This is a genomic window from Streptomyces sp. NPDC015130 (genome assembly GCF_043080005.1).
Lineage (GTDB): Bacteria > Actinomycetota > Actinomycetes > Streptomycetales > Streptomycetaceae > Streptomyces.
The window spans coordinates 135923-157603 of sequence record NZ_JBIBVC010000005.1; the positions used below are offsets into that span (position 1 = coordinate 135923).

Genomic DNA, 21681 nt, shown 5'->3' on the forward strand with positions numbered 1-21681 from the left:
GTTCCCTCTTGTAACCGACAAGGCGCCGCGTCAGGATCAGGGGCATGGATGACAGCGCCATCAAGGCCCCGAGCCACTGCGCGGCGAACTACGGGAGCGACGGGGACCCCGATCCCTTCCAGTGGGACACCCGCGAGGACTGCGAGGTCCGCCAGATCCTCGACCGCGTCGCCGACAAGTGGTCCCTGCTCGTCATCGCCCTTCTCGACCGGCGGGTCCTGCGCTTCACCGAGCTCAAGCGCGAGATCGACGGCGTCAGCCAGCGCATGCTGACCGTGACGCTGCGGCAGCTGGAGCGCGACGGCCTGGTCAAGCGCACCGTCCACCCGGTGGTCCCGCCCCGCGTCGAGTACGAGCTCACCCCCCTCGGCGGCACCCTGCACACGACGATCCGCTCCCTCGTGACCTGGACCGAGCGGCACCAGAACGAGATCGCGGCGGCGCGCGAGGCGTACGACGCGAAGGAGGCGGCCCTCGCCTGATGGCCGGCCCACGACCCGCTGCCGGCTTTGGAGATCGGGTGGCCGCCGGGGGTCCGGTGACCCCCGGAGGTCCGGCGACCCCCGGAGGTCCGCTGGCCCCCGGAAATCCGGTGGCCAGGCCCCCGGGCCCTCGCCCACCCTGAGGTCATGGAAGAACCGAAGTACCGGATCCGGGCCCTCCACACCCCGGACACCGTCACCGTCTACCAGGCGTACGCCCCGGCGATCGGCCTGCCCGCCGCCCGCGACGGTCGATTCCCGGCCAGCTGGAAGCGTGACCGGATGACGTGGATCAAGCCCTCGTTCCTGTGGATGATGTACCGCTGCGGCTGGGGCACGAAGGAGGGCCAGGAGACGGTCCTCGCCGTGGAGATCACCCGCGAGGGCTTCGAGTGGGCCCTGCGGAACGCCTGCCTCTCGCACTACGTGCGCGGCTTCCACCCCGACCAGGCCACCTGGAAGCGGCAGTTGGGGCAGGCCCCGGCCCGCGTCCAGTGGGACCCGGAGCGCGACCCGCACCTGCGCCCGCTCCCGTACCGCTCGCTCCAGCTCGGCCTGTCGGGCGAGGCCTCCCGCCGGTACGCGGACGAGTGGACGGTCTCGGTCACCGACGTGACCCCGCTCGCCCACGACGTCCACGCACTGGTCCGCGCGGGCGATCCGGCCGCGGCCGCCCGCCTGCTGCCCCGCGAGGAGCCGTACCCGACGCCGGCCGGGCTGCTCGACCACCTCGTCGTCCCCGAAGCGGCGGCCGGGACCGGTCAGGGCCTGCGCACCTCGTAGAGGAAGCAGCCGTACTCCACCGCCCGGACGTGCACGAGCGCGACCGCCGGGTCGGCGAACGCCTCCGCGAACGCCCGGTCGAAGGCCTCGCCGGGGACCTCCGGCAGCTCCAGGAGAAGCCCGCCCGCGATCCGGCCCGCCGCGTCGTACCGCCGGACGGTCCGCAGCACCCCGGCCCGCGCGAAGGGGTACTCCTCCGAGGGCGCGGGGCCCCCGCACTCCTCGGCGTGCACGAAGACGGGACCCTGCTCGTCGTACGCCCCCGGCTCGACCCCGGTCCCGGCCGCCCAGCGCCGCAGCGGCGCGTACGACACGAGCGCGATCCGCTCGCCCGGAACGGACCGACGCAGACAGCAGCGCAGCGGCGCCCCGCCCTCGGCGTCGGCGTACGGGACGCACGGGCGCCCCGCGTCGTCGGTGACGCGCAGCTCGGCAAGGACGGAGGACGGGATGGCACGTGCGGCGTAAAGGCTCATGGGGCCAGCCTCAGGCGCCCCTCCCCCACGCGCTGGCGGAATTCGGACGGGGCGCTCGGGGCGGGGGTCTTGAGGGTCCTGGGGGTGGACGGTTCTTCCGGGCTTCCGGTGGGACCGCCCTCTTTCCGAGAGTCGCAGCTTCCGGCGCCGCGTCAAGGGCGAGTCGGCGAAGCCGATGGCCTACGGCCACCCTTGACCCGGCACCGGAAGCTGCGCAACAACTCTCGGAGGGCGGTCCGGGGGCCGGGGTCCACGCACCCTGCCCGGGCATCGGTACCGGTCGCGTGCGCGGGTGACAGGCCGGTGGGTGGGGGCTCGGCCAGTGGCCGGGGCGAGTGGGCGAAGGTCGGCCGGTGGGGGTCGCGCGGTCGTTGAATGGGGCGGCCGGGCCGAGCCAAGCGAGTTGCGGTAGCCGGATGGCCGGGACTCAGGCCCCGCTGATCACTCCCGGCGGTTGGAAAGGGCCCTCGGGCAGACGAACTGCGCACTCCGACCGGCCTGATGGACAAAATGCCCGGGTTACCCTCTTTCCAGGGGAAAGTTACTGCGAGTAGTGCACGGTTTGCATCGCCGACCAGTCCGGGGAGGCCTCAGAGGTCGCCGGGGGGCCGCCGGGGGCCACCGGGCGAACAAACCCTGCAGTCGCACCACCCGTTGGACCGAAATGCCCGCTATGGGCTCTCTGTCGCCGCCTGTTACCCGGAGTATCTGCACGTTTGATTCGTCTCCACCCACCGGGAGCGACCAGCGGGGCCTGAATCCCGACCAGGCGACGGCCGCACCTCGCCAAGCTCCGCCTGGCCGCCCCATTCCACTGCCGCGCGACCCCACCGGCCGGTCTTCGACCACCGACCTCGACAACGAACCCAGCCCCACCCCACCGGGCCGCCACCCGCCTCTCAACGGGTACCGATGCCCGGGCAGGGTGCGTGGGCCCCGGCCCCCGGCCGCCCTCCGAGTGTGAAAAGGCGGGCTCCGCCGCCGGGTCAAGGGTGGCCGTAGGCCATCGGCTTGCCGACGCGACCATCGGGAGCGCCCTTGACGCGGTGGTGGAGCCCGCCACACTCGGAACGAGGGCGGCCCGACCAGAAGCCCGCCCGAAACCTCCGCCCCTTGAGCCTCCACACCCCGGACGTCGGCGTTACTCGGACGCGTGGCTCACGAACCCGGCCCAGGCGGCCGGACCGAAGGCGAGGCGGGGGCCCTCGGTGTCCTTGGAGTCACGGACGTGGATGGTGCCGGGGGAGGTAGCGACCTCGACGCAGTCGTTGCCGTTGCCGCTGTCGCTGTAGCTGCTCTTGAACCAGTTCAGCTCATGGTTGCCGATCATGTCTCTCCCAGCAGTTGCTCGATGAAGTCCCGTGACTCCGCCGGAGTGAGGGCCTTGGAGCGGATGATGCCATAGCGCAGCTCCAAGATCCGGAGTCGTTTGAGGTCGGAGACCGGGCGCCCGCCGAAGTCGCCGTCCATGCGTCCGACCGCCGTGCCGTCCCCGAACTTCAGGAGCGCGATGCGCCCGCCCGTCGCGGGGTGATCGGCTCGTTCGGTCGGCATCACCTGGATCTCAACGTTGGGCAACTCGCCCACCTCCAGAAGATGTTCGAGCTGACGACGCAGCACCATTCTCCCTCCGATGGGCCGCCTCAGCGACACCTCTTCCTGGACGAAGCTGAACTCCGGCGCCGGAGTCTTTTCCAGCACCGAACGACGGGCTACTCGCGCCGACAGGAACCTCTCCAGTTCTTCCGGGCCATAGGCGGGACGCCACGTCCGCAGAATCGCGCGCGAGAACTCCTCGGTCTGCAGCAGGCCGTGAACATCAAAGTTCGAGTACATGCAGAACTCGACCGCCCGCCCCTCCAGCTTCGCCAGGTCCCTCACCTTCTTCGGGTAGCGGACCTCCATGAGGTCGTTCCGCATCCCGGCGATAAGCCCACCCGCCCCCAGTGCCCCGTCCGCCTTGTCCAGGAACTCCGGCCGTGGAATCCGGTCCCCCCGCTCCACCTTCCGGATCAGGTCCTCGCTGTAGCCGATCAGCTCCCCGAACTCGGCCGGCCGCAGGCCTTTCGTCTCTCTCCACAGCCGGATCTGACGGCCGACCGTGGCGACGACCGCCGCGCCCGGCTCGTCGCCGGGATCGACCTCCCACCCCGTGTCCTCGACTGCCGCACCGTTCGCCTCGTCCACGCTCATGCGTGCCCACCTCCTTGTGGCGGCCCTCTACCCGGGGTGCGGTCCGAGACAGTCGAGACAAGGCGGGACAGCCACAGGACAGTAACCGTACGTAAGGGCGTGTTCGATGGGCAGCGTAGGCAACGCTCGCCACGCTGGGTCGCATGAACCAGGATTCAAGCCAACTCATGGCGCCTACACGCCACTTCGCTCTCCAGCTCTCCTCCACCCGCCGAGGTGCCCGGCTCGCCCGGCTTCTCGCCGTGGAGCAGCTGCGTTCCTGGGGGTTGGAAGCCGCCTCCGAGCCGGTGGCGCAGATCGTGGCCGAGCTGGCCAACAACGCCGTGACGCACGGTCGCATCCCGGGGCGGGACTTCCGGCTGGGGATCTCCGCATCCGTCGAGACGCTCCGCGTCGAGGTCACCGACACGCGGGGTGACCGGGCGCCGCTCGTCGGCGGCCACCCCGGCGACGGGGAGAGCGGACGGGGGCTGGTGATCGTGGAGGCGCTTTCGCTCCGCTGGGGTGTGCGGCGAGGGCCCGTTCCGCAGAAGACCGTCTGGGCTGAGCTGGGGCTTTCCTGAATAGCCGCGTCGCGGACGTCCGCGACGCGGTTGCCCGCGCGACGAAGGAGGAAGAGCAGGGAAATACCCCACCCTCCCCCACCCTTCTCCCCCGGAACGCCTGTCACCCACTCGGGTGACTTGCGGCAACTGGGCTGGTTTTGGAGCGGGTTGCCTGGCATATGCTCTCGCTCACAACCCGCCGGATGTCCGTCAGCGTCAAAGCGCTCTCCGCTCGCCGAGCCCGACCGCCCCGCCGCCGATCCCCTCGCCGGCCCCCGCGCGTACAGCCCCGGCTGCTTCTCCCCGAGCGGGATGTGCGGAGGCTCGCACCCGGGCTGACGGCCTTGCTGGAGCGCGGGGCGGACGCCGACGCCGTACGGCGGACGCTCTGTGCGGGCCTCCCCGTCGGCCTGATCAGCCCGGCCGGGCTGATCGCCCACCGCCTGCCAGAGAGGCCGCCCAGCATGAGGCTGATGACTCGGGCCCCGGGGCACGGACGAGGAGCCGGCGCCACGATCACCCCCGCTCTCCGCTACTCCTGCGGGGCGACCCGAGGGCCCCGGTCCTGGGTCCGGAGCGTCCTCGGTCGGGACGGAAGTCGTCGCCTTCGATGTCCCGTATCAGTAGCGGTCGATCCGCCAACTGTCCGCTGAACGAACAGGCTTGTCCTGAATACGCTCTTGACGTGAACTCGACATCAGGCTGAACATTCAGCAGCACCAAGAGCAGTTGAACTCACGAAGCACCGCGCACGCACGAAACACGCACAGCTCCAGCGCCTCGTGGCACCCACGCCCGAGGCGTCTCGCACGTTCCGTCCCATCCCCGTTCGGAATCCGGAGCCCCCACATGAAACTCTCCGTGAGACTCGCCGCCCTGGCCGGATCCTCGGCCCTCGTCCTGGGCGCCCTCGCCGGCGCCGCCCCGGCCACCGCCGCGCCCGACGCCATCGCCGCCGCGCCCGACATCCCGCTGGCCAACGTCAAGCAGCACCTGACGGACCTCCAGTCGATCGCGAACGCCAACGGCGGCAACCGCGCCCACGGCCGTACCGGCTACAAGGCGTCGATCGACTTCGTGAAGGCGAAGCTCGACGCCGCCGGATACACCACGACCCTCCAGCAGTTCACCTCCAACGGCGCCGTCGGCTACAACCTCATCGCCGACTGGCCGGGCGGTGACCCGAACCAGGTCGTGATGGCCGGCGCGCACCTCGACTCGGTCTCCTCAGGCGCCGGCATCAACGACAACGGCTCCGGCTCCGCCGCCGTCCTGGAGACGGCCCTCGCGGTCGCCCGCTCCGGCTACCAGCCCTCCAAGCACCTGCGCTTCGGCTGGTGGGGCGCGGAGGAGCTCGGCCTCATCGGCTCGAAGTACTACGTCAGCCAGCTGCCCACGGCCGAGCGCGCGAAGTTCGCCGGCTACCTGAACTTCGACATGATCGGTTCCCCGAACCCGGGCTACTTCGTCTACGACGACGACCCGACCATCGAGGCGACCTTCAAGGAGTACTTCGCGGGTCTCGGCGTCCCGACCGAGATCGAGACGGAGGGCGACGGCCGCTCGGACCACGCCTCGTTCAAGAACGTCGGCATACCCGTCGGCGGTCTCTTCACGGGCGCGAGCCGGGTCAAGTCCAGTGCCCAGGTGTCGAAGTGGGGCGGTACGGCCACGGCCTTCGACCGCTGCTACCACTCCTCGTGCGACACGACGTCGAACATCAGCGACACCGCCCTCGACCGGAACAGCGACGCGGCCGCGTACGCGGTCTGGAAGCTGTCGGGCGCCACGACCAACCCGCCCACCGGCACGGTCTTCGAGAACTCGGCCGACGTCTCCGTGCCGGACAACGGCGCCGCGGTGACCTCGACGGTCAACGTCACGGGCATCACGGGCAACGCGCCGAGCAACCTCGCCGTCGGCGTGGACATCGTCCACACCTACCGCGGTGACCTCGTGGTCGACCTGGTCGCCCCGGACGGCTCGGTCTACAGCCTGTCCAACCGGGCCGGCGGCAGCGCCGACAACATCGTCCAGACCTTCACCGTGAACGCCTCCTCGGAGGTCGCGAACGGGGCCTGGAAGCTCCGCGTCCAGGACAAGGCCTCGGTCGACACGGGCTACATCAACAACTTCAAGCTGACCTTCCCGTAAGCCCGGGGAAGGACCGGCGCAGGCGGTACCGCAAGCTCCCGGGTGGGTCGGTGACCATCGCCCCCGACCCGCCCGGGGTCCCAACCGGACCGCTACTTACCGGCGTTGGCCGCGTCCACCAGCGCGTCCTGCGTCACCGCGCCGACGTAGACCCGGCCGTCGTCGGTGAGCAGCGCGTTCACCAGCTTCGTCTTGAAGACGGTGCCGGAGCCGAACTTCCCGGTGACCTTGTCGCCGAAGGAGTCCAGGAGACCCTGGATCTCCTTCGGCGCTTCGTCCGTGTTGGGCGCGGGCGCGCCGGTGTCGAGCTTCGCGATCGTCGTCCAGCCCTCGCCGATGACGTTGAGCCCGCCGTCCTTCCCGAAGCCGCCGAAGCCCTTCTCCAGGTCACCGAGGCCCTTCTCGAAGCCCCCGGGGAGCTGCTCCTCCTCCGCGGCCTTCTCGGCGGCGCCCTCGGTGACCTTGGCGCCCTCGGGGACCTTGAAGTCGAAGGTGGAGGCCGCGGGCCGGCCGAAGTCGACCTTGGTGAAGCCCGCGTCGACGACGGGCTTGCCGCCCTCGACGGAGGCGAGGGTGAACTTCAGCGGGGTGCCGTTCGCCGCGTCCACGGCGATCTTGACGGACTCGACGGTCGAGCCGGACTGCTTCGGCTTGATCACCAGCTGGTACGCGTCCCGGCCGGCGACCCTGGCCGTGCCGTCGACGGTGATCGAGGTGGTGTCGCCGGCCGCCTTCAGGACCTCGTCGGCGAGCTCCTTCGGGGTGGTCGGGAGCTCCTTCGCGGGCTTCTCCGCCTCGGCGTCCGCGCCCTCGGGGGCCTTCTCGTGGAAGACCTCCTTCGACTTGCTGTCGTAGGCCCAGACGTCGGCGCCGTTGTGGACGAGGCTGTACTCGTCGGAGCCGTCGAGCAGTGTGAGCTTCTGGCGGTCGGGGCCGTCGGCGGCCACCCGCAGGGTGTGCGTGCCGGAGACGAGCTCGGTGAGCTTCTCGGCGGGGTCCGCGGTGGAGGAGCCGCCGGTGGCGCCGGCGAGACCGCCGAGGCCGGCCAGGCCGTCGAGGGGCAGGCCGAGGTCGGTGGAGATCCTGAAGGTGCCGGACAGGGTCTGGGTGTCCGAGGCGGCGATCTTCTCGATGAGCTGCTGGGCCGTGATCTCCGGCAGGTCCGGGTCGCCGGCCGCCGCGAGCGCCGGGACGAGCCCGATGGTCGCCGCGGCCACTCCTGCCACCGCGACCGGGACGATGAACCGGCTCGCCTTACGGGTGTCTGCCATGGTCTCCGCTTCCTCCGTGCGCTCTGGTGGTCGATGACTCCATCTGACCAAAACGGCGGCACGGAAGCGTCAGCCCCGGGGATCAACCTCACGTACTGCTTCGGGATGACCCGACCCCGAGATCCCCTCACCCGCGCGAGGTACGGAAGCGCCGCGCCGAGTGCCTCCGAGTGGCCTCAGCGCGCACGCCGGACGCCTCCGAGGGACCTCAGCGCGCGCGGTGGACGACCGCGTCGCACATCTCCTGGAGCGCGGACTTCGCGTAGCCGTCGGGCAGCGGCGCCAGCATCTCCCGGGCCTCCTGCGCGTACCGCACGGTGTCCCGCCGGGCCTGTTCCAGGGCCGGGTGGACGCGGAGCCGCCGCAGGACCTCGGCGTGCCGCTCGTCGTCCGTCAGGTCGCTGTCGACGAGGGCGACGAGCTCGACGTCCTCGGGGCGGCCGTGGGCGGCCGCGGCGGCCCGCAGGTGCAGGACGGGCAGGGTCGGGATGCCCTCGCGGAGGTCGATGCCCGGGGTCTTGCCGGACTCGTGGGAGTCGGAGGCGATGTCGAGGACGTCGTCGGCGAGCTGGAAGGCGACGCCGAGGCGCTCGCCGTACTGGGTGAGGATGTCGACGACGCTCTCGTCGGCGCCGGCCATCATCGCGCCGAAGCGGCAGGAGACGGCGACGAGCGAGCCGGTCTTGCCGCCGAGGACGTCGAGGTAGTGCTCGACGGGGTCGCGGCCGTCGGTCGGGCCCGCGGTCTCCAGGATCTGGCCGGTGACGAGCCGTTCGAACGCCTCGGACTGGATCCGTACGGCCTCGGGGCCGAGGTCCGCGAGCGTGTGCGAGGCGCGGGCGAAGAGGAAGTCACCCGTGAGGACGGCGATCGAGTTGCCCCAGCGCGTGTTGGCGCTCGGCACCCCGCGGCGGACGTCGGCCTCGTCCATGACGTCGTCGTGGTAGAGCGTGGCCAGGTGGGTGAGCTCGACGACCACGGCGGAGGGCACCACGCCCGGCGCGTAGGGGTCGCCGAACTGGGCGGCGAGCATCACGAGCAGGGGGCGGAACCGCTTGCCACCGGCCAGGACGAGGTGCTGCGCGGCCTCCGTGATGAAGGGGACATCGCTCTTGGTGGCGTCCAGGAGGCCCGCCTCCACAGCCGCCAACCCCGTCTGGACATCGGCCTCGAGAGCCTGGTCCCGCACGCTAAGACCGAACGGCCCGACGACGGTCACGAGGGGGTCTCCTGTCTGCTGACGCCTGCTGACGATCACATGGACTGTTTGACGATCACACGGATTGTCGATGTGTCGCTCGATTCACTCAAGCCAGCGTATCCGGTCACCTTTCGATCACCGTGGGCGCCTTCCCGTCACCCCCGGTATGTTCGTGATCAGCTCATACGACCAGGAGTAGGCGTTTTGTCCCGAACAGCGATCGACACGGATCCGAACGGCGAGCAGCCGCCGCCGGAGGACGACCACGCGTTCCTCCGTCCGATCCGGTGCGCGGCGGGCCGCCGTCACCCGCCCGGGCGCAAGCACGCCGCCGAGTTCCCGCCCGCCCCGGCGCCCCGCCTGCGCCGCACCATGCACCCCGTCCACTGAGGCAGCCCCCGAGGTGAGCTGATGCCGAAGCCGAAGATCCGCACCGACTTCCCGTACGAGACCCGCCACGAGGACGTCCGCATCCCGCTCCCGGACGGCACCCGGCTGTACGCCCGGATCTGGCGCCCGGTCACCGAGGAACCCGTGCCGGCCCTCCTGGAGTACCTGCCGTACCGCCTCACCGACTGGACCGCGCCCCGCGACTGGCAGCGCCACCCCTGGTACGCGGGCCACGGCTACGCCTCCGTACGGGTCGACGTCCGCGGCCACGGCAACAGCGAGGGCCTCCCCGGCGACGAGTACGACGCCGTCGAGCTCGCCGACGGCGTGGCCGTCGTGAACTGGCTCGCCGAACAGCCCTGGTGCTCGGGCAGGGTCGGCATGTTCGGCATCTCCTGGGGCGGCTTCAACGCGCTCCAGATCGCCGCCCTCGCCCCCGAGCCGCTGAAGGCCGTCGTCACCGTCTGCTCCACCGACGACCGGTACGACAACGACGTCCACTACATGGGCGGCTCGGTCCTCGGCGTCGACATGCACGCCTGGGCCGCCACCATGCTCGCCTTCGTCTGCCGCCCGCCCGACCCCCGGTACATCGGCGACGAGTGGCGCGCGATGTGGCTGGAGCGCCTGGAGGCCGTGGAGCCGCTGATCCACACCTGGCTCGCCCACCAGACCCGGGACGCCTACTGGAAGCACGGCAGCGTCTGCGAGGACTACTCCGCCGTCGGGGCGGCCGTCCTCGCCGTCGGCGGCTGGCACGACCCGTACCGGGACACCGTCCTCCGGCTCGCCAGGCACCTCCCCCAGGACCGGGTGCGCGGCATCATCGGCCCCTGGTCCCACCAGTACCCGGACCGCGGCCTGCCGCCCGGACCCGCCATCGGCTTCCTCCAGGAGACCCTGCGCTGGTGGGACCACCACCTCAAGGGCGTCGAGAACGACGTGATGGCCGAGCCGCTGCTGCGCTCCTGGATCAGCGACTCGCACCCCCCGGCCACCGTCTACGAGGAGCTGCCGGGCCGCTGGGTCACCGACCCCGCCTGGCCCTCCCCGAACGTCACCCCCGTGACGTACGGCTTCCAGGGCGCCCCGGTCGTCGTCGACTCGCCGCAGCAGACCGGCATCGACGCCGGCCGGTTCTTCCCCTTCGGCAACGACGCCGACCTGCCGCCCGACCAGCGCGAGGAGGACGCCCACTCGGCCTGCTTCGACTTCCCCGTCCCCGAGGACGGCGGCCCCATCGAGATCCTCGGCCGCCCCTCCGTGAGCCTCTCGCTGCGCGCCGGCGCCCCCACCGGACAGGTCGTCGCCCGGCTCTGCGACATCGCCCCCGACGGCTCCTCGACGCTCGTCACGCGCGGCGCGCTGAACTTCTCCGCGCGCTACGGTCGCGACCGGGCCGTGGAGGCGCAGGTCGGCGAGAGGGAGAGCTTCGTCTTCGAGCTGAACGGCATCGGGCACACCTTCCCGCCCGGCCACCGGGTGCGGCTCGCGGTCTCCTCCACGTACTGGCCGTGGATCTGGCCGCAGCCGGACGCGAAGGGCTTCACGCTCGACCCGGTGGACTCCTCCCTCACCCTGCCGGTGCGCCGCCACACGGACGACGCCGTCGAGTGGCAGGAGCCGGAGCAGTCCGAGCCGCTGGGCGTCGCCTACCCGCGCACCCTGGAGGAGCCGCGCCCGGAGCGGGTCGTGGTGCGGGACGTGGCGAAGGGCGAGTGGAGGCTGGAGGTCGACCCGAAGTACGGGGGCACGCGGGTGTACCCGGACGGCCTGGAGTTCACCGAGGACGCCGTGGAGACGTACACGATCGACGAGGGCGACCCGCTGTCGGCGCGGACCCGCTCGGAGTGGTCGATCCGGCTGCACCGGCCGGAGATGGCCTGGGACGTCACGGTCGACACGCGCTCGGAGATCTCCTGCGACGCGGACTCCTTCACCACCTCGAACGAGGTGGTGTGCAAGGAGGGCGGCGAGGTCCTCTTCCACCGCACCTGGGAGGAGCGGATCCCGCGCACGGCGGGCTGAGGACGGCCGGACGCGCGAAGGCGCCCGCACCCCGGCGGGGGGTACGGGCGCCTTCAGCGGGTCACGCGTCCGCGCCGGCCTTGCGGCGGCGGGCGAAGACCAGCGCGCCGGCGCCGAGCGCGACGGCGCCCGCGGCGGCGAGGCCCAGCGGCAGGGTGTCGTTCGCACCGGTGGCGGCGAGGGCGCCGTTGTTCACCGGGGTGCTGGACGAGCCGCCCTGCTGGGTGGTGCCGGTGTTGCCCGTGGAGGTGGCGGTCGGCGCCGGGGTGGTCGTCGTGGCAGACGGGGTGGGCTCCGGGGACTCCGTCGCCGAGGTGGGCTTCGGGGACGGCTTGCCGTCCTTGGCCGCGAGGATGTCGAACTCGGCGGTCGCCATGTCGCCCGTGCCGCAACCCTCGTCGCCGTCGGTCTCGTACGCGCCGCCCGCGAAGGCCATGCCCTCGCCGGCGGGCGCGTCCTCGTCGACCGTGAGGCGCAGCTTCACGTCGGCGGAGCCGCCCTTGACCAGGTTGCCGAGCTCGATGGCCTCGTCCTTCTCGGAGAACTCCGTCCACTCCAGGTTGTCGGCGGAGGACCACTCGACCTGGATGAGCTGGTTCTCCCAGTCCGTCTCGTCGTCGATGACGTCATCGGACTCCGGGAGCTGGAAGGCGGAGGCGTAGGCCTGGACCGCCTCCAGGGTCTGGTCGGAGGTGTTGGTGACGCGCAGCGTGAAGACGGCGCCGGTGCCGGCGGTGATCGTCTTCGGGCCGGTCAGCGCGACCTTGAGGGAGGACTCCTTCTCCATCTCCTCCTCGTCGCAGACCGCATCGCCCTCGAACTCCGCCAGGGCGTCCTCGGCGTCGGCGAGGTCCTGCTCGGCCACGACGATCTCGGCGTCGATGAGGCTCACCTTCCGCACGAGGGCGACGCGCGCGTCGTCCACGGCGGTGTCCGCGTTCTTCAGGCGGAGGTCGGCGGCGGCCTTGTCGGCGGCGGCGGTCTCGGCGGCCGTCTTCGCGGCGGTGACGGCCTGCTCGGCCGCCGTGATCTCCTCCGGGGTGGCGGTGCTGCCGGTCTCCTTCAGCTTCGCCAGGGCCTCCTCCGCCGTGACGAGCGCCGCGTCGGCGGTGGCCTGCGCGGTCTTCGCGGCCTCGACGGCGGCCGTGGCCGCGGCCAGCTCGGTCTTCAGGGCCTCGTCGATCTTGTTGTCCCAGACGTCCTGGACAGCCGCCTTGCGCTTGGCCTTGAGCTCGTCCAGCTTGGCCTCCGCCGCGGCGACGGCGGCGAGGAGCTTCTCGTACTCGGCGAAGTCATCGCCGTCCGGGTCGTCGTCCGAGGCGGGCTTCTGCGTCGAGGCGGGCGCGGGCTTGGTGTCGGCGAACGCCGGCGCGGCGGAGAGGAACACGACCGGGGTGGTCACGGCGGCGGCCACGGCGGTCGCGAGGATGCGACGAATCTTCACAGTGCGGACCTTTTTCCTGGTCAGGGAAAGCGAAAAGAGAGCGTGGGGGCGTGCCTCCGCGGGGGCTTCACGCGGCGCGACGCCATCGCGATCGTATGGCGCGGAGGGCCGCCCCGGGAGCCCTGTTTCCGCAGTCGGAGCGGGTGCTCACACCAATCTCGGCCACATACCGCACGAATGCGGACAGTTGCCCACGGAGGCCGCACTTTCTGTGTGATCCATGTCATCAGCGCCCGGCGGCCCGCCCCGTAACGTGTCCCCCACACACGTGGAAAGCGAGGCACGCACAGATGTCCGAGCACAGCCCGCTCGACCTGGCCGAGGGCGATCCCTTCGGCCCGCACAACCTCCCGTACGGCGTCTTCACCACCGCCGGCGAGCCCGAGCGGCGCCGGCTCGGCGTCCGGATCGGCGGGTACGTGCTGGACGCGGGCGCCGCGGCGCACGCGCTCGGCTCGCCCTTCGCGACGCTGCTCGCCCAGCCGAGCCTCAACCCGCTGCTCGCGGCCGGGCGGACCGCCTGGCGCGACGTCCGCCGGGCCCTCACGGCCTGGGTGACGGTGCCGGCGCACCGCGCGGACATCGAGCCGCTGCTGCACCCGCTGGACGCGGTGACGCTGCACCTGCCGTACGAGGTCGCGGACTACGTCGACTTCTACGCCAGCGAGCACCACGCGACGAACGTCGGCAAGATGTTCCGCCCCGACGGCGACGCCCTCACCCCCAACTGGAAGCACCTGCCGATCGGCTACCACGGTCGCGCGGGCACGGTCGTGGTCTCCGGCACCGATGTCGTGCGCCCCTCCGGGCAGCGCAAGGCGCCGACCGACGCGGCCCCGGTCTTCGGGCCGTCCGTGAAGCTGGACATCGAGGCGGAGGTCGGCTTCCTCGTCGGCACCCCCTCGGAGCTGGGCCGCCCGGTCGCGCTCGGCGACTTCCAGGAGCACGTCTTCGGCCTGACGCTGCTGAACGACTGGTCGGCGCGGGACATCCAGGCCTGGGAGTACGTGCCCCTCGGCCCGTTCCTCGGCAAGTCGTTCCAGACCTCGGTCTCGGCCTGGGTGACGCCCCTGGAGGCGCTGGACGCCGCCCGGACCGCCCCGCCGGCCCGGGACTTCCCGCTGCTCCCGTACCTGGACGACGCGGCCGAGGACGTGCCGGGCGGCTTCGACGTGCGGATCACGGTGGAGATCAACGGCGAGACGGTGGCCGAGCCGCCGTTCTCCACCATGTACTGGACGGCGGCCCAGCAGCTCGCCCACATGACGGTGAACGGCGCCTCGCTCCGCACGGGCGACCTGTACGGCTCCGGGACGGTCTCCGGGCCCGAGGTGGGCCAGCGCGGCTCGCTGCTCGAACTCACCTGGAACGGCCGGGACGCGCTCGAACTGGCCGGTGGCAAGCGGACGTTCCTGGAGGACGGCGACGAGGTCGTGCTGACGGCCTGGGCGCCGGGCCCGGACGGCACGCGCGTGGGTCTCGGCGAGGTCCGGGGCCGGATCGCCCCTTCCGCTTAGCTAGGGCGTGTTGCGAAAGTCCCGCCTGCCCGACGGCGTCTGGTGCTGCTTGCGCAACCCGCCCTAGCGGAGCCGCCAGAGTGCGGGGACGTTCGGCGGTTCCCAGCCGGCCTGGGCGGTGTGCGCCTGGAGGCACACATAGCCCGGGCCGCCGTACGTGACGGTGTCCCCCGGCCGGTAGACGGTCCCGGCGGCCCAGCTGCCGCCGGGCGGCTGGGTCGTCGCGGTGGCCGTCGGGCTCGGGCCGGGGTCCTGCGGCACGTTCAGGACGAAGTCGAAGGCGGCCTCCCGGGCCCCGCCCGCGTCCCGCACGGTCATGAGCAGCCGCGGGTCGAAGATCGTGTCGGTGTTGTTGCGGGGCTCGTTCGGGAAGTACAGCTGGGTGGTGAGCACCGGGCGGCCGGGGGCCTGGAGCTTGACGTGGATGTGCCGGGTGCGGCCGGGGTAGAGGCCGGGCACGATCGTGGTGAGCTTGAAGGCGCCCTGGGCGTCGGTGAACTGGTGCCCGCGGAAGCGGAAGCCGGTGTTGTCGTAGGCGCCGTTGGTGTCGGCCTGCCAGAAGTCCAGCAGGACGCCCGCTATCGGCCGGCAGGCGAGCCCGAAGACGTAGCCGCTGACGGTGAGCCGTACGCCGGCTGTGCCGGACTCCAACAGGCTCGTCCTGCGCGGGGAGTTGGGCTTGAAGTAGGGGCCCTCGGTCTGGGGCGGGGTCGGGTCGTCGCCGTCGTCGCACTCGGGGGTGAGCGCGGGCGCCGCCTCACCGGCGGTGAGGGTCCGGGCGAGCGCCGGGACGCCCATGAGCACCGCGGGCGCCGCCATGCCGGCGGCGAGCGCGGCGCGCAGCACCGCCTTGCGGGTGACGTGCCCGGTACTGGTTTCCTGGTCCATGCCTGCTCCTCGTGCGGGGGGGCTGGGGTCGCAACGAACCTAGGCCCGTGCGCCGCCGCCTTCGAGGGACGGAACACGGCCGTCGTGGTGTTTTCGGAAGTCCCCCGGGCTGCGGCCCGTCTCCCGGCGGAAGAAGCGGCAGAAGTACGCGGGGTCGTCGAAGCCGGTCCGGCGCGCTACCTGATGGATCGACAGGTCCGTTCCGATCAGCAGCCGTTGGGCCTCGCGCGTGCGCGCCTCGCGGAGCAGCACCCCCGGGGTGCGGCCGGTGGCGGCCCGCACGGCCGCGGTGAGGTGCCCGGGGGTGACCCCGATCAGCTCGGCGCACTCCCGCACGGACGGGTGGCCCTCGCCGGTACGGGCGATCAGCCGGGCGAACCCCTCGGCGACGGCCCCCGTCCGGCCGGGCGGCGCCCCGGTCGCGGGACTCGGGCCGCTCCCGCCGCCGGTTCCGGGGCCGCCACGGGCTCCGGGGCCGGGCAGGCGCGCCGTACGGACGAGGAGGACGCGCAGCAGGGACCGCAGGACCGTCGCGAAGCCGGGGTCGCCGTGCCCGTACTCCTCGGCGAGTTCGGCCATCAGGAGGGCGGTACGGGCGTGTGTGGGCCCGTCGAGGGTGAGCCAGGGCCGTTCGCCGAGGCGGCGCAGCAGTTCGCGGTCGCCGGGGTGGTCGAGGAGGAAGTCCTCGGTGAAGAGGACGACGGTGCCCTCCAGACCGCGGACGTCCTCCCAGCGGTGCACCTGCCCGGGCACGATCACGGCCAGGTGCGGCGGGCGGAGCTCCCAGCGGGCCAGGTCGACGACGTGGGCGCCGGTCCCGGCGGTGACGTGGACGATCTCGTAGAAGGTGTGGCGGTGGGGGAAGGCGGCCCGGGACATGGGGCCGAGGGCGTCGAAGCTGCCGGCGGCGAAGGGCACGTCGTCGGGCAGGCGCACTTCCAGGCGGTGGACGGGTGGCTCGCCCGCTCGGGGGGCGGCGCAGGGAGTCCCGGGTAACACGGTCGAGCCACGCATCTGCCGCTTCCCTCTCGACTACTGGTACAGACCATTCGGGGCGGTCTCCACGATGACACGGGCACCTCCGACGGGTCACCCCCGCGTGCGGCACCCCGCGCGGGCACGCCGGAGGGGCCCGGCTCGCCACGAGCCGGGCCCCTCCTCCGTAAACGCCCCCGGGGCTACCGCACGAACACGCTCGCCTGGTTGGCGAGATCGAGGAAGTACTGGGGCGCGAGGCCGAGCACCAGCGTGACCACCACGCCCGCCGTGATGGTGAGCGTCGTCAGGGCCGAGGGCACGGCGACCGTGGGGCCGTCCGCCTTCGGCTCGCTGAAGAACATCAGCACGATCACCCGGATGTAGAAGAACGCGGCGATCGCCGAGGAGATCACACCGACCACGACGAGCGCGCCCGCGCCGCCGTCCGCCGCCGCCTTGAAGACCGCGAACTTGCCGGAGAACCCGGAGGTCAGCGGAATGCCGGCGAAGGCGAGCAGGAAGACCGCGAAGACCGCCGCGACGAGCGGCGAACGGCGTCCGAGTCCGGCCCACTTGGAGAGGTGGGTGGCCTCGCCGCCCGCGTCCCGGACCAGGGTGACGACGGCGAACGCGCCGATCGTCACGAAGGAGTACGCCCCCAGGTAGAACAGGACGGACGAGATGCCGTCGGGGGTGGCGGCGATGACACCCGCCAGCAGGAACCCGGCGTGCGCGATGGACGAGTAGGCCAGGAGCCGCTTGATGTCGGTCTGGGTGATGGCGACGATCGCACCGCCCAGCATGGTGACGATCGCGACGCCCCACATGACCGGCCGCCAGTCCCAGGTGAGACCCGGCAGCACCACGTACAGCAGACGCAGCAGCGCGCCGAACGCGGCGACCTTGGTCGCGGCGGCCATGAAGCCGGTGACCGGGGTCGGGGCGCCCTGGTAGACGTCCGGGGTCCACATGTGGAACGGCACGGCGCCGACCTTGAAGAGGAGCCCCGTGAGGACCATGGCGAAGCCGATGAGCAGCAGGACGTCGTTGCCCATGGTGTCGGCGAGCGCCGGGTTCACGGAGACGACGGCGCCGTCGACGACCCGGGCGATCGTCGCGTACGAGACGGAGCCCGCGTAGCCGTAGAGCAGGGCGATCCCGAAGAGCAGGAACGCCGAGGAGAAGGCGCCGAGCAGGAAGTACTTGACGGCCGCCTCCTGCGACATCAGCCGCTTGCGGCGGGCGACGGCGCAGAGCAGGTACAGCGGGAGGGAGAAGACCTCCAGGGCGACGAAGAGCGTCAGGAGGTCGTTGGCCGCGGGGAAGACCAGCATGCCGGCGATCGCGAAGAGCGCGAGCGGGAAGACCTCGGTGGTGGTGAAGCCGGCCTTGACGGCCGCCTTCTCCTGCTCGCTGCCGGGGACGGCCGCGGCCTCGGCGGCGAAGGAGTCGACCTTGTGGCCGTGGTCGGCCGGGTCGAGCCTGCGCTCGGCGAAGGTGAAGATCGCGACGATCGAGGCGAGGAGAATGGTGCCCTGGAGGAAGAGGGCGGGTCCGTCGACGGCGATGGCGCCCATGGCCGCGATCTGGGCCTTGGTGGTGCCGTACCCGCCGGCCGCCAGGGCGATCACCGCGGCGAAGGACGCGGCGAGGGCGAGGACGGACAGGAACACCTGGGCCACGTACCGGCCCTTGCGGGGCACGAAGGCCTCAAGCAGGACGCTGACGACGGCGGCGCCGACCACGATGAGCACGGGCGAGAGCTGCGTGTACTCGATGTGGGGGGCCGGGATCTTGTTCAGCGGCTCGACCGCCGCCGTCGTCCACAGGCTGTGGACAGCCGTTGCGCTCACTGGGCGGCCTCCACGTTGGGCACGGTGGGCTGGGGGTCCTTCTGCTGGACGTCGGACATGGTGTGCTGCACCGCCGGGTTGACGACGTCCGTCAGCGGCTTCGGGAAGACGCCGAGGAAGATCAGCACGGCGATCAGCGGGACGACCACCGCCAGTTCACGCGCCCGCAGGTCCGGCAGCGAGCGCACCTCCTCCTTCACCGGGCCGGTCATCGTCCGCTGGTACAGGACGAGGACGTAGAGCGCGGCGAGGACGATGCCGGTGGTGGCGATGATCCCGGCCACCGGGTACCGGGCGTAGGTGCCGACCAGGACCAGGAACTCGCTGACGAACGGGGCGAGTCCGGGCAGCGACAGGGTCGCGAGGCCGCCGATCAGGAAGGTGCCGGCGAGCACCGGGGCGACCTTCTGCACACCGCCGTAGTCGGCGATGAGCCGCGAGCCGCGCCGGGAGATCAGGAAGCCGGCGACGAGCATCAGCGCGGCCGTCGAGATGCCGTGGTTGACCATGTAGAGCGTGGCGCCCGACTGGCCCTGGGTGGTCATCGCGAAGATGCCCAGGATGATGAAGCCGAAGTGCGAGATCGACGCGTAGGCGACGAGCCGCTTGATGTCCCGCTGGCCGACGGCGAGCAGCGCCCCGTACACGATGCTGATGAGCGCGAGGACGATGATCGCCGGGGTGGCCCACTTCGAGGCCTCGGGGAACAGCCCCAGGCAGAAGCGGAGCATCGCGAAGGTGCCGACCTTGTCGACGACGGCGGTGATGAGGACGGCGACCGGGGCGGTGGCCTCCCCCATCGCGTTCGGCAGCCAGGTGTGCAGCGGCCAGAGCGGCGCCTTCACGGCGAAGGCGAAGAAGAACCCGAGGAACAGCAGCCGCTCGGTGTTGGTCGCCATCTCCAGCGAGCCGTTCGCCCGCGCCTCGGCGATCTCCGTGAGCGAGAAGTTCCCCGCGACCACGTAGAGCCCGATGACGGCGGCCAGCATGATGAGGCCGCCGACCAGGTTGTAGAGCAGGAACTTGACCGCCGCGTACGAGCGCTGGGCCGCCGCGTTCTCGTCGGAGCCCGAGTGCGCCCGGTCGCCGAAGCCGCCGATGAGGAAGTACATCGGGATGAGCATGGCCTCGAAGAGGACGTAGAAGAGGAAGACGTCGGTGGCCTCGAAGGAGAGGATCACCATCGCCTCGACCATGAGGATCAGGGCGAAGAAGCCCTGCGTCGGGCGCCATCTCTTCGACGAGGTCTCCAGGGGGTCGGCGTCGTGCCAGCCGGCCAGGATGACGAACGGGATCAGCAGGGCGGTGAGCGCGATCAGCGCCACCCCGATGCCGTCGACCCCGAGCTCGTACCGGACGCCGAAGTCCTTGATCCAGGCATGGGACTCGGTCAGCTGGTACCGCTCGCCGCCGGGCTCGAACCGTACGAAGACGACGGCGGCGAGCACCAGCGTGGCGAGCGAGACGAGCAGCGCCAGCCATTTGGCGGCGGTGCGCCGGGCGGCGGGGACGGCGGCGGTGAGGATCGCACCGAGCGCCGGCACCGCTGCCGTGACCGTAAGGAGCGGGAAGGACATGACAGTTACACCGCCCTCATCAGCAGGGTCGCGGCGATCAGCACCGCAGTACCTCCGAACATGGAGACCGCGTACGTGCGGGCGTAGCCGTTCTGGAGCTTGCGCAGCCGGCCGGAGAGTCCGCCGACGGCGGCCGCGGTGCCGTTGACGACGCCGTCGACCAGGGTGTGGTCGACGTAGACCAGGGAGCGGGTCACGTGCGTCCCGCCGGTGACGAAGACGGCGTGGTTGAAGTCGTCCTGGAGGAGGTCGCGGCGGGCCGCCCGGGTGAGGAGCGAGCCGCGCGGGGCGACCACCGGGACGGGCCTGCGCCCGTACTGGAGGTAGGCGAGCCCGACGCCGATCACCATGACGGCGACGGTGGCGGTGGTGACGGCGGCGGCGCTGATCGGCGGGTGGCCGTGCGCGTAGCCGGTGACCGGCTCCAGCCATTCGACGAAGCCGGCGAACTCGAAGAGTGCGCCCGCGGCGACGGAGCCGACGGCGAGCAGCACCATCGGGATCGTCATGGACCTGGGCGACTCGTGCGGGTGCGGCGGCTCGCCGTTCTCGTCGTTCTGCCAGCGCTTCTCGCCGAAGAAGGTCATCAGCATCACGCGGGTCATGTAGTACGCGGTGATGGCCGCGCCCAGCAGGGTGACCGCGCCGAGGATCCAGCCCTCGGTGCCGCCCTTCGCGAAGGCCGCCTCGATGATCTTGTCCTTGGAGAAGAAGCCGGACAGACCGGGGAAGCCGATGATCGCGAGGTAGCCGAGGCCGAAGGTGACGAAGGTGACCGGCATGTACTTCCGCAGGCCGCCGTACTTCCGCATGTCGACCTCGTCGTTCATGCCGTGCATGACCGAACCGGCGCCGAGGAAGAGCCCGGCCTTGAAGAAGCCGTGCGTCACCAGGTGCATGATCGCGAAGACGTAGCCGATGGGGCCGAGGCCGGCCGCCAGGATCATGTAGCCGATCTGCGACATCGTCGAACCGGCGAGCGCCTTCTTGATGTCGTCCTTGGCGCAACCGACGATCGCACCGAAGAGGAGCGTGACCGCGCCGACGACGGTGACGACGAGCTGCGCGTCCGGCGCCGCGTTGAAGATGTCCGCGGAGCGGACGATCAGGTAGACACCGGCGGTGACCATCGTGGCCGCGTGGATGAGGGCCGAGACCGGGGTCGGGCCCTCCATCGCGTCCCCGAGCCAGGACTGCAGCGGCACCTGGGCCGACTTGCCGCAGGCGGCGAGGAGCAGCATCAGGCCGATCGCGGTCAGCGTGCCCTGGCTCGCCTGGTCGGTGGAGGCCAGGACCGGCCCGAAGGCGAAGGTCCCGAAGGTGGTGAACATGATCATGATGGCGATCGAGAGGCCCATGTCGCCGACCCGGTTGACCAGGAAGGCCTTCTTCGCGGCGGTGGCCGCGCTGGGCTTGTGCTGCCAGAAGCCGATCAGGAGGTACGAGGCGAGGCCGACGCCCTCCCAGCCGAAGTACAGGAGCAGGTAGTTGTCGGCGAGGACGAGCAGGAGCATCGCCGCGACGAACAGGTTGAGATAGCCGAAGAAGCGGCGGCGGCGCTCGTCGTGCTCCATGTAGCCGATGGAGTAGACGTGGATGAGCGTGCCGACCCCGCTGATCAGCAGGACGAAGGTCATCGACAGCTGGTCGAGCTGGAACGCGATGTCCGCCTGGAAGCCCTCCACCGGGATCCAGGTGTACAGCCGCTGGTGCAGGGCCCGGTCGTCGGCGCTCTTGCCGAGCATGTCGGCGAAGAGCGCCAGGCCGATGACGAAAGTGACGGCCGCGAGCAGGGTGCCGAGCCAGTGCCCGGTCCTGTCGAGCCGCCGGCCGCCGCAGAGCAGGACGGCCGCGCCGAGCAGGGGAACCCCGACGAGCAGCGCAATGAGATTTTCCACGGG

General features: G+C 71.4%; 18 protein-coding genes. 7 read left to right on the top strand and 11 right to left on the bottom strand.

All coding sequences use genetic code 11. From position 1 onward, the window contains the following. Positions 1–44: 44 nt before the first annotated feature. Together ACF08F_RS12035 and ACF08F_RS12040 are read left to right on the top strand one after the other, a co-directional pair. Complete coding sequence (locus tag ACF08F_RS12035) at positions 45–482, top strand: winged helix-turn-helix transcriptional regulator (protein ID WP_392298375.1); 438 nt, start codon at positions 45–47, stop codon at positions 480–482. A 147-nt stretch (positions 483–629) separates the two neighbouring features. After that, entirely contained in the window at positions 630–1265 is a 636-nt protein-coding gene (locus ACF08F_RS12040) for a DUF4291 domain-containing protein (protein WP_392298376.1), read from the top strand. On the opposite strand, the gene ACF08F_RS12045 is transcribed toward ACF08F_RS12040, so the two are convergent. From ACF08F_RS12045 to ACF08F_RS12055, 3 genes are all read right to left on the bottom strand, one after another. Further along, positions 1244–1741, bottom strand: coding sequence for a DUF1203 domain-containing protein (locus ACF08F_RS12045; protein ID WP_392298377.1), 498 nt, complete (start codon positions 1739–1741; stop codon positions 1244–1246). The genes ACF08F_RS12040 and ACF08F_RS12045 overlap by 22 nt on opposite strands. Before the next feature lie 1141 nt (positions 1742–2882). After that, positions 2883–3071: a DUF397 domain-containing protein gene (locus tag ACF08F_RS12050; protein WP_392298378.1), complete on the bottom strand. Its 189-nt coding sequence runs from the start codon at positions 3069–3071 to the stop codon at positions 2883–2885. Further along, positions 3068–3934 (bottom strand): Scr1 family TA system antitoxin-like transcriptional regulator, encoded by an 867-nt coding sequence (locus tag ACF08F_RS12055; protein WP_392298379.1) that lies wholly within the window; start codon positions 3932–3934, stop codon positions 3068–3070. Before ACF08F_RS12055 ends, ACF08F_RS12050 begins: the two co-directional genes overlap by 4 nt. A gap of 143 nt (positions 3935–4077) precedes the next feature. On the opposite strand from ACF08F_RS12055, the gene ACF08F_RS12060 reads away from it, so the two are divergent. Beyond that, positions 4078–4497, top strand: coding sequence for an ATP-binding protein (locus tag ACF08F_RS12060; RefSeq protein ID WP_392298380.1), 420 nt, complete (start codon positions 4078–4080; stop codon positions 4495–4497). 831 nt (positions 4498–5328) lie between these two features. Continuing rightward, positions 5329–6633 (top strand): M28 family metallopeptidase, encoded by a 1305-nt coding sequence (locus ACF08F_RS12065; protein WP_392298381.1) that lies wholly within the window; start codon positions 5329–5331, stop codon positions 6631–6633. A 92-nt stretch (positions 6634–6725) separates the two neighbouring features. Here ACF08F_RS12065 and ACF08F_RS12070 read toward each other — a convergent pair whose 3' ends face one another. After that, positions 6726–7904 (bottom strand): outer membrane lipoprotein carrier protein LolA, encoded by a 1179-nt coding sequence (locus ACF08F_RS12070; RefSeq protein ID WP_392298382.1) that lies wholly within the window; start codon positions 7902–7904, stop codon positions 6726–6728. 208 nt (positions 7905–8112) lie between these two features. After that, complete coding sequence (locus ACF08F_RS12075) at positions 8113–9123, bottom strand: polyprenyl synthetase family protein (RefSeq protein ID WP_392298383.1); 1011 nt, start codon at positions 9121–9123, stop codon at positions 8113–8115. A gap of 186 nt (positions 9124–9309) precedes the next feature. Here ACF08F_RS12075 and ACF08F_RS12080 point away from each other — a divergent pair, with 186 nt between their 5' ends. After that, a complete protein-coding gene (locus tag ACF08F_RS12080; RefSeq protein ID WP_392298384.1) occupies positions 9310–9495 on the top strand; it encodes a hypothetical protein in 186 nt (61 codons plus the stop codon). Between the two features lie 21 nt (positions 9496–9516). After that, a complete protein-coding gene (locus ACF08F_RS12085) occupies positions 9517–11523 on the top strand; it encodes a CocE/NonD family hydrolase (protein ID WP_392298385.1) in 2007 nt (668 codons plus the stop codon). A 61-nt stretch (positions 11524–11584) separates the two neighbouring features. On the opposite strand, the gene ACF08F_RS12090 is transcribed toward ACF08F_RS12085, so the two are convergent. Next, positions 11585–12967 (bottom strand): LPXTG cell wall anchor domain-containing protein, encoded by a 1383-nt coding sequence (locus tag ACF08F_RS12090; protein WP_392298386.1) that lies wholly within the window; start codon positions 12965–12967, stop codon positions 11585–11587. Between the two features lie 290 nt (positions 12968–13257). Here ACF08F_RS12090 and fahA point away from each other — a divergent pair, with 290 nt between their 5' ends. Continuing rightward, positions 13258–14484 (top strand): fumarylacetoacetase, encoded by a 1227-nt coding sequence (gene fahA, locus ACF08F_RS12095; protein WP_392298387.1) that lies wholly within the window; start codon positions 13258–13260, stop codon positions 14482–14484. A gap of 63 nt (positions 14485–14547) precedes the next feature. Here the strand turns inward: fahA and ACF08F_RS12100 are convergent, their stop codons facing one another. From ACF08F_RS12100 to nuoL, 5 genes are all read right to left on the bottom strand, one after another. Beyond that, entirely contained in the window at positions 14548–15372 is an 825-nt protein-coding gene (locus ACF08F_RS12100) for a carbohydrate-binding protein (protein ID WP_392298388.1), read from the bottom strand. Positions 15373–15411: 39 nt separating this feature from the next. Further along, positions 15412–16386, bottom strand: a complete 975-nt coding sequence (locus ACF08F_RS12105; RefSeq protein WP_392298389.1) for an AraC family transcriptional regulator — start codon at positions 16384–16386, stop codon at positions 15412–15414. A gap of 164 nt (positions 16387–16550) precedes the next feature. Beyond that, on the bottom strand, positions 16551–18203 hold the full coding sequence (gene nuoN / locus ACF08F_RS12110; protein WP_392298390.1) for an NADH-quinone oxidoreductase subunit NuoN: 1653 nt from the start codon (positions 18201–18203) through the stop codon (positions 16551–16553). Then, complete coding sequence (locus tag ACF08F_RS12115; RefSeq protein WP_392298391.1) at positions 18200–19780, bottom strand: NADH-quinone oxidoreductase subunit M; 1581 nt, start codon at positions 19778–19780, stop codon at positions 18200–18202. Before ACF08F_RS12115 ends, nuoN begins: the two co-directional genes overlap by 4 nt. 5 nt (positions 19781–19785) lie before the next feature. Next, a complete protein-coding gene (nuoL, locus tag ACF08F_RS12120; protein WP_392298392.1) occupies positions 19786–21678 on the bottom strand; it encodes an NADH-quinone oxidoreductase subunit L in 1893 nt (630 codons plus the stop codon). Positions 21679–21681 lie beyond the last annotated feature (3 nt).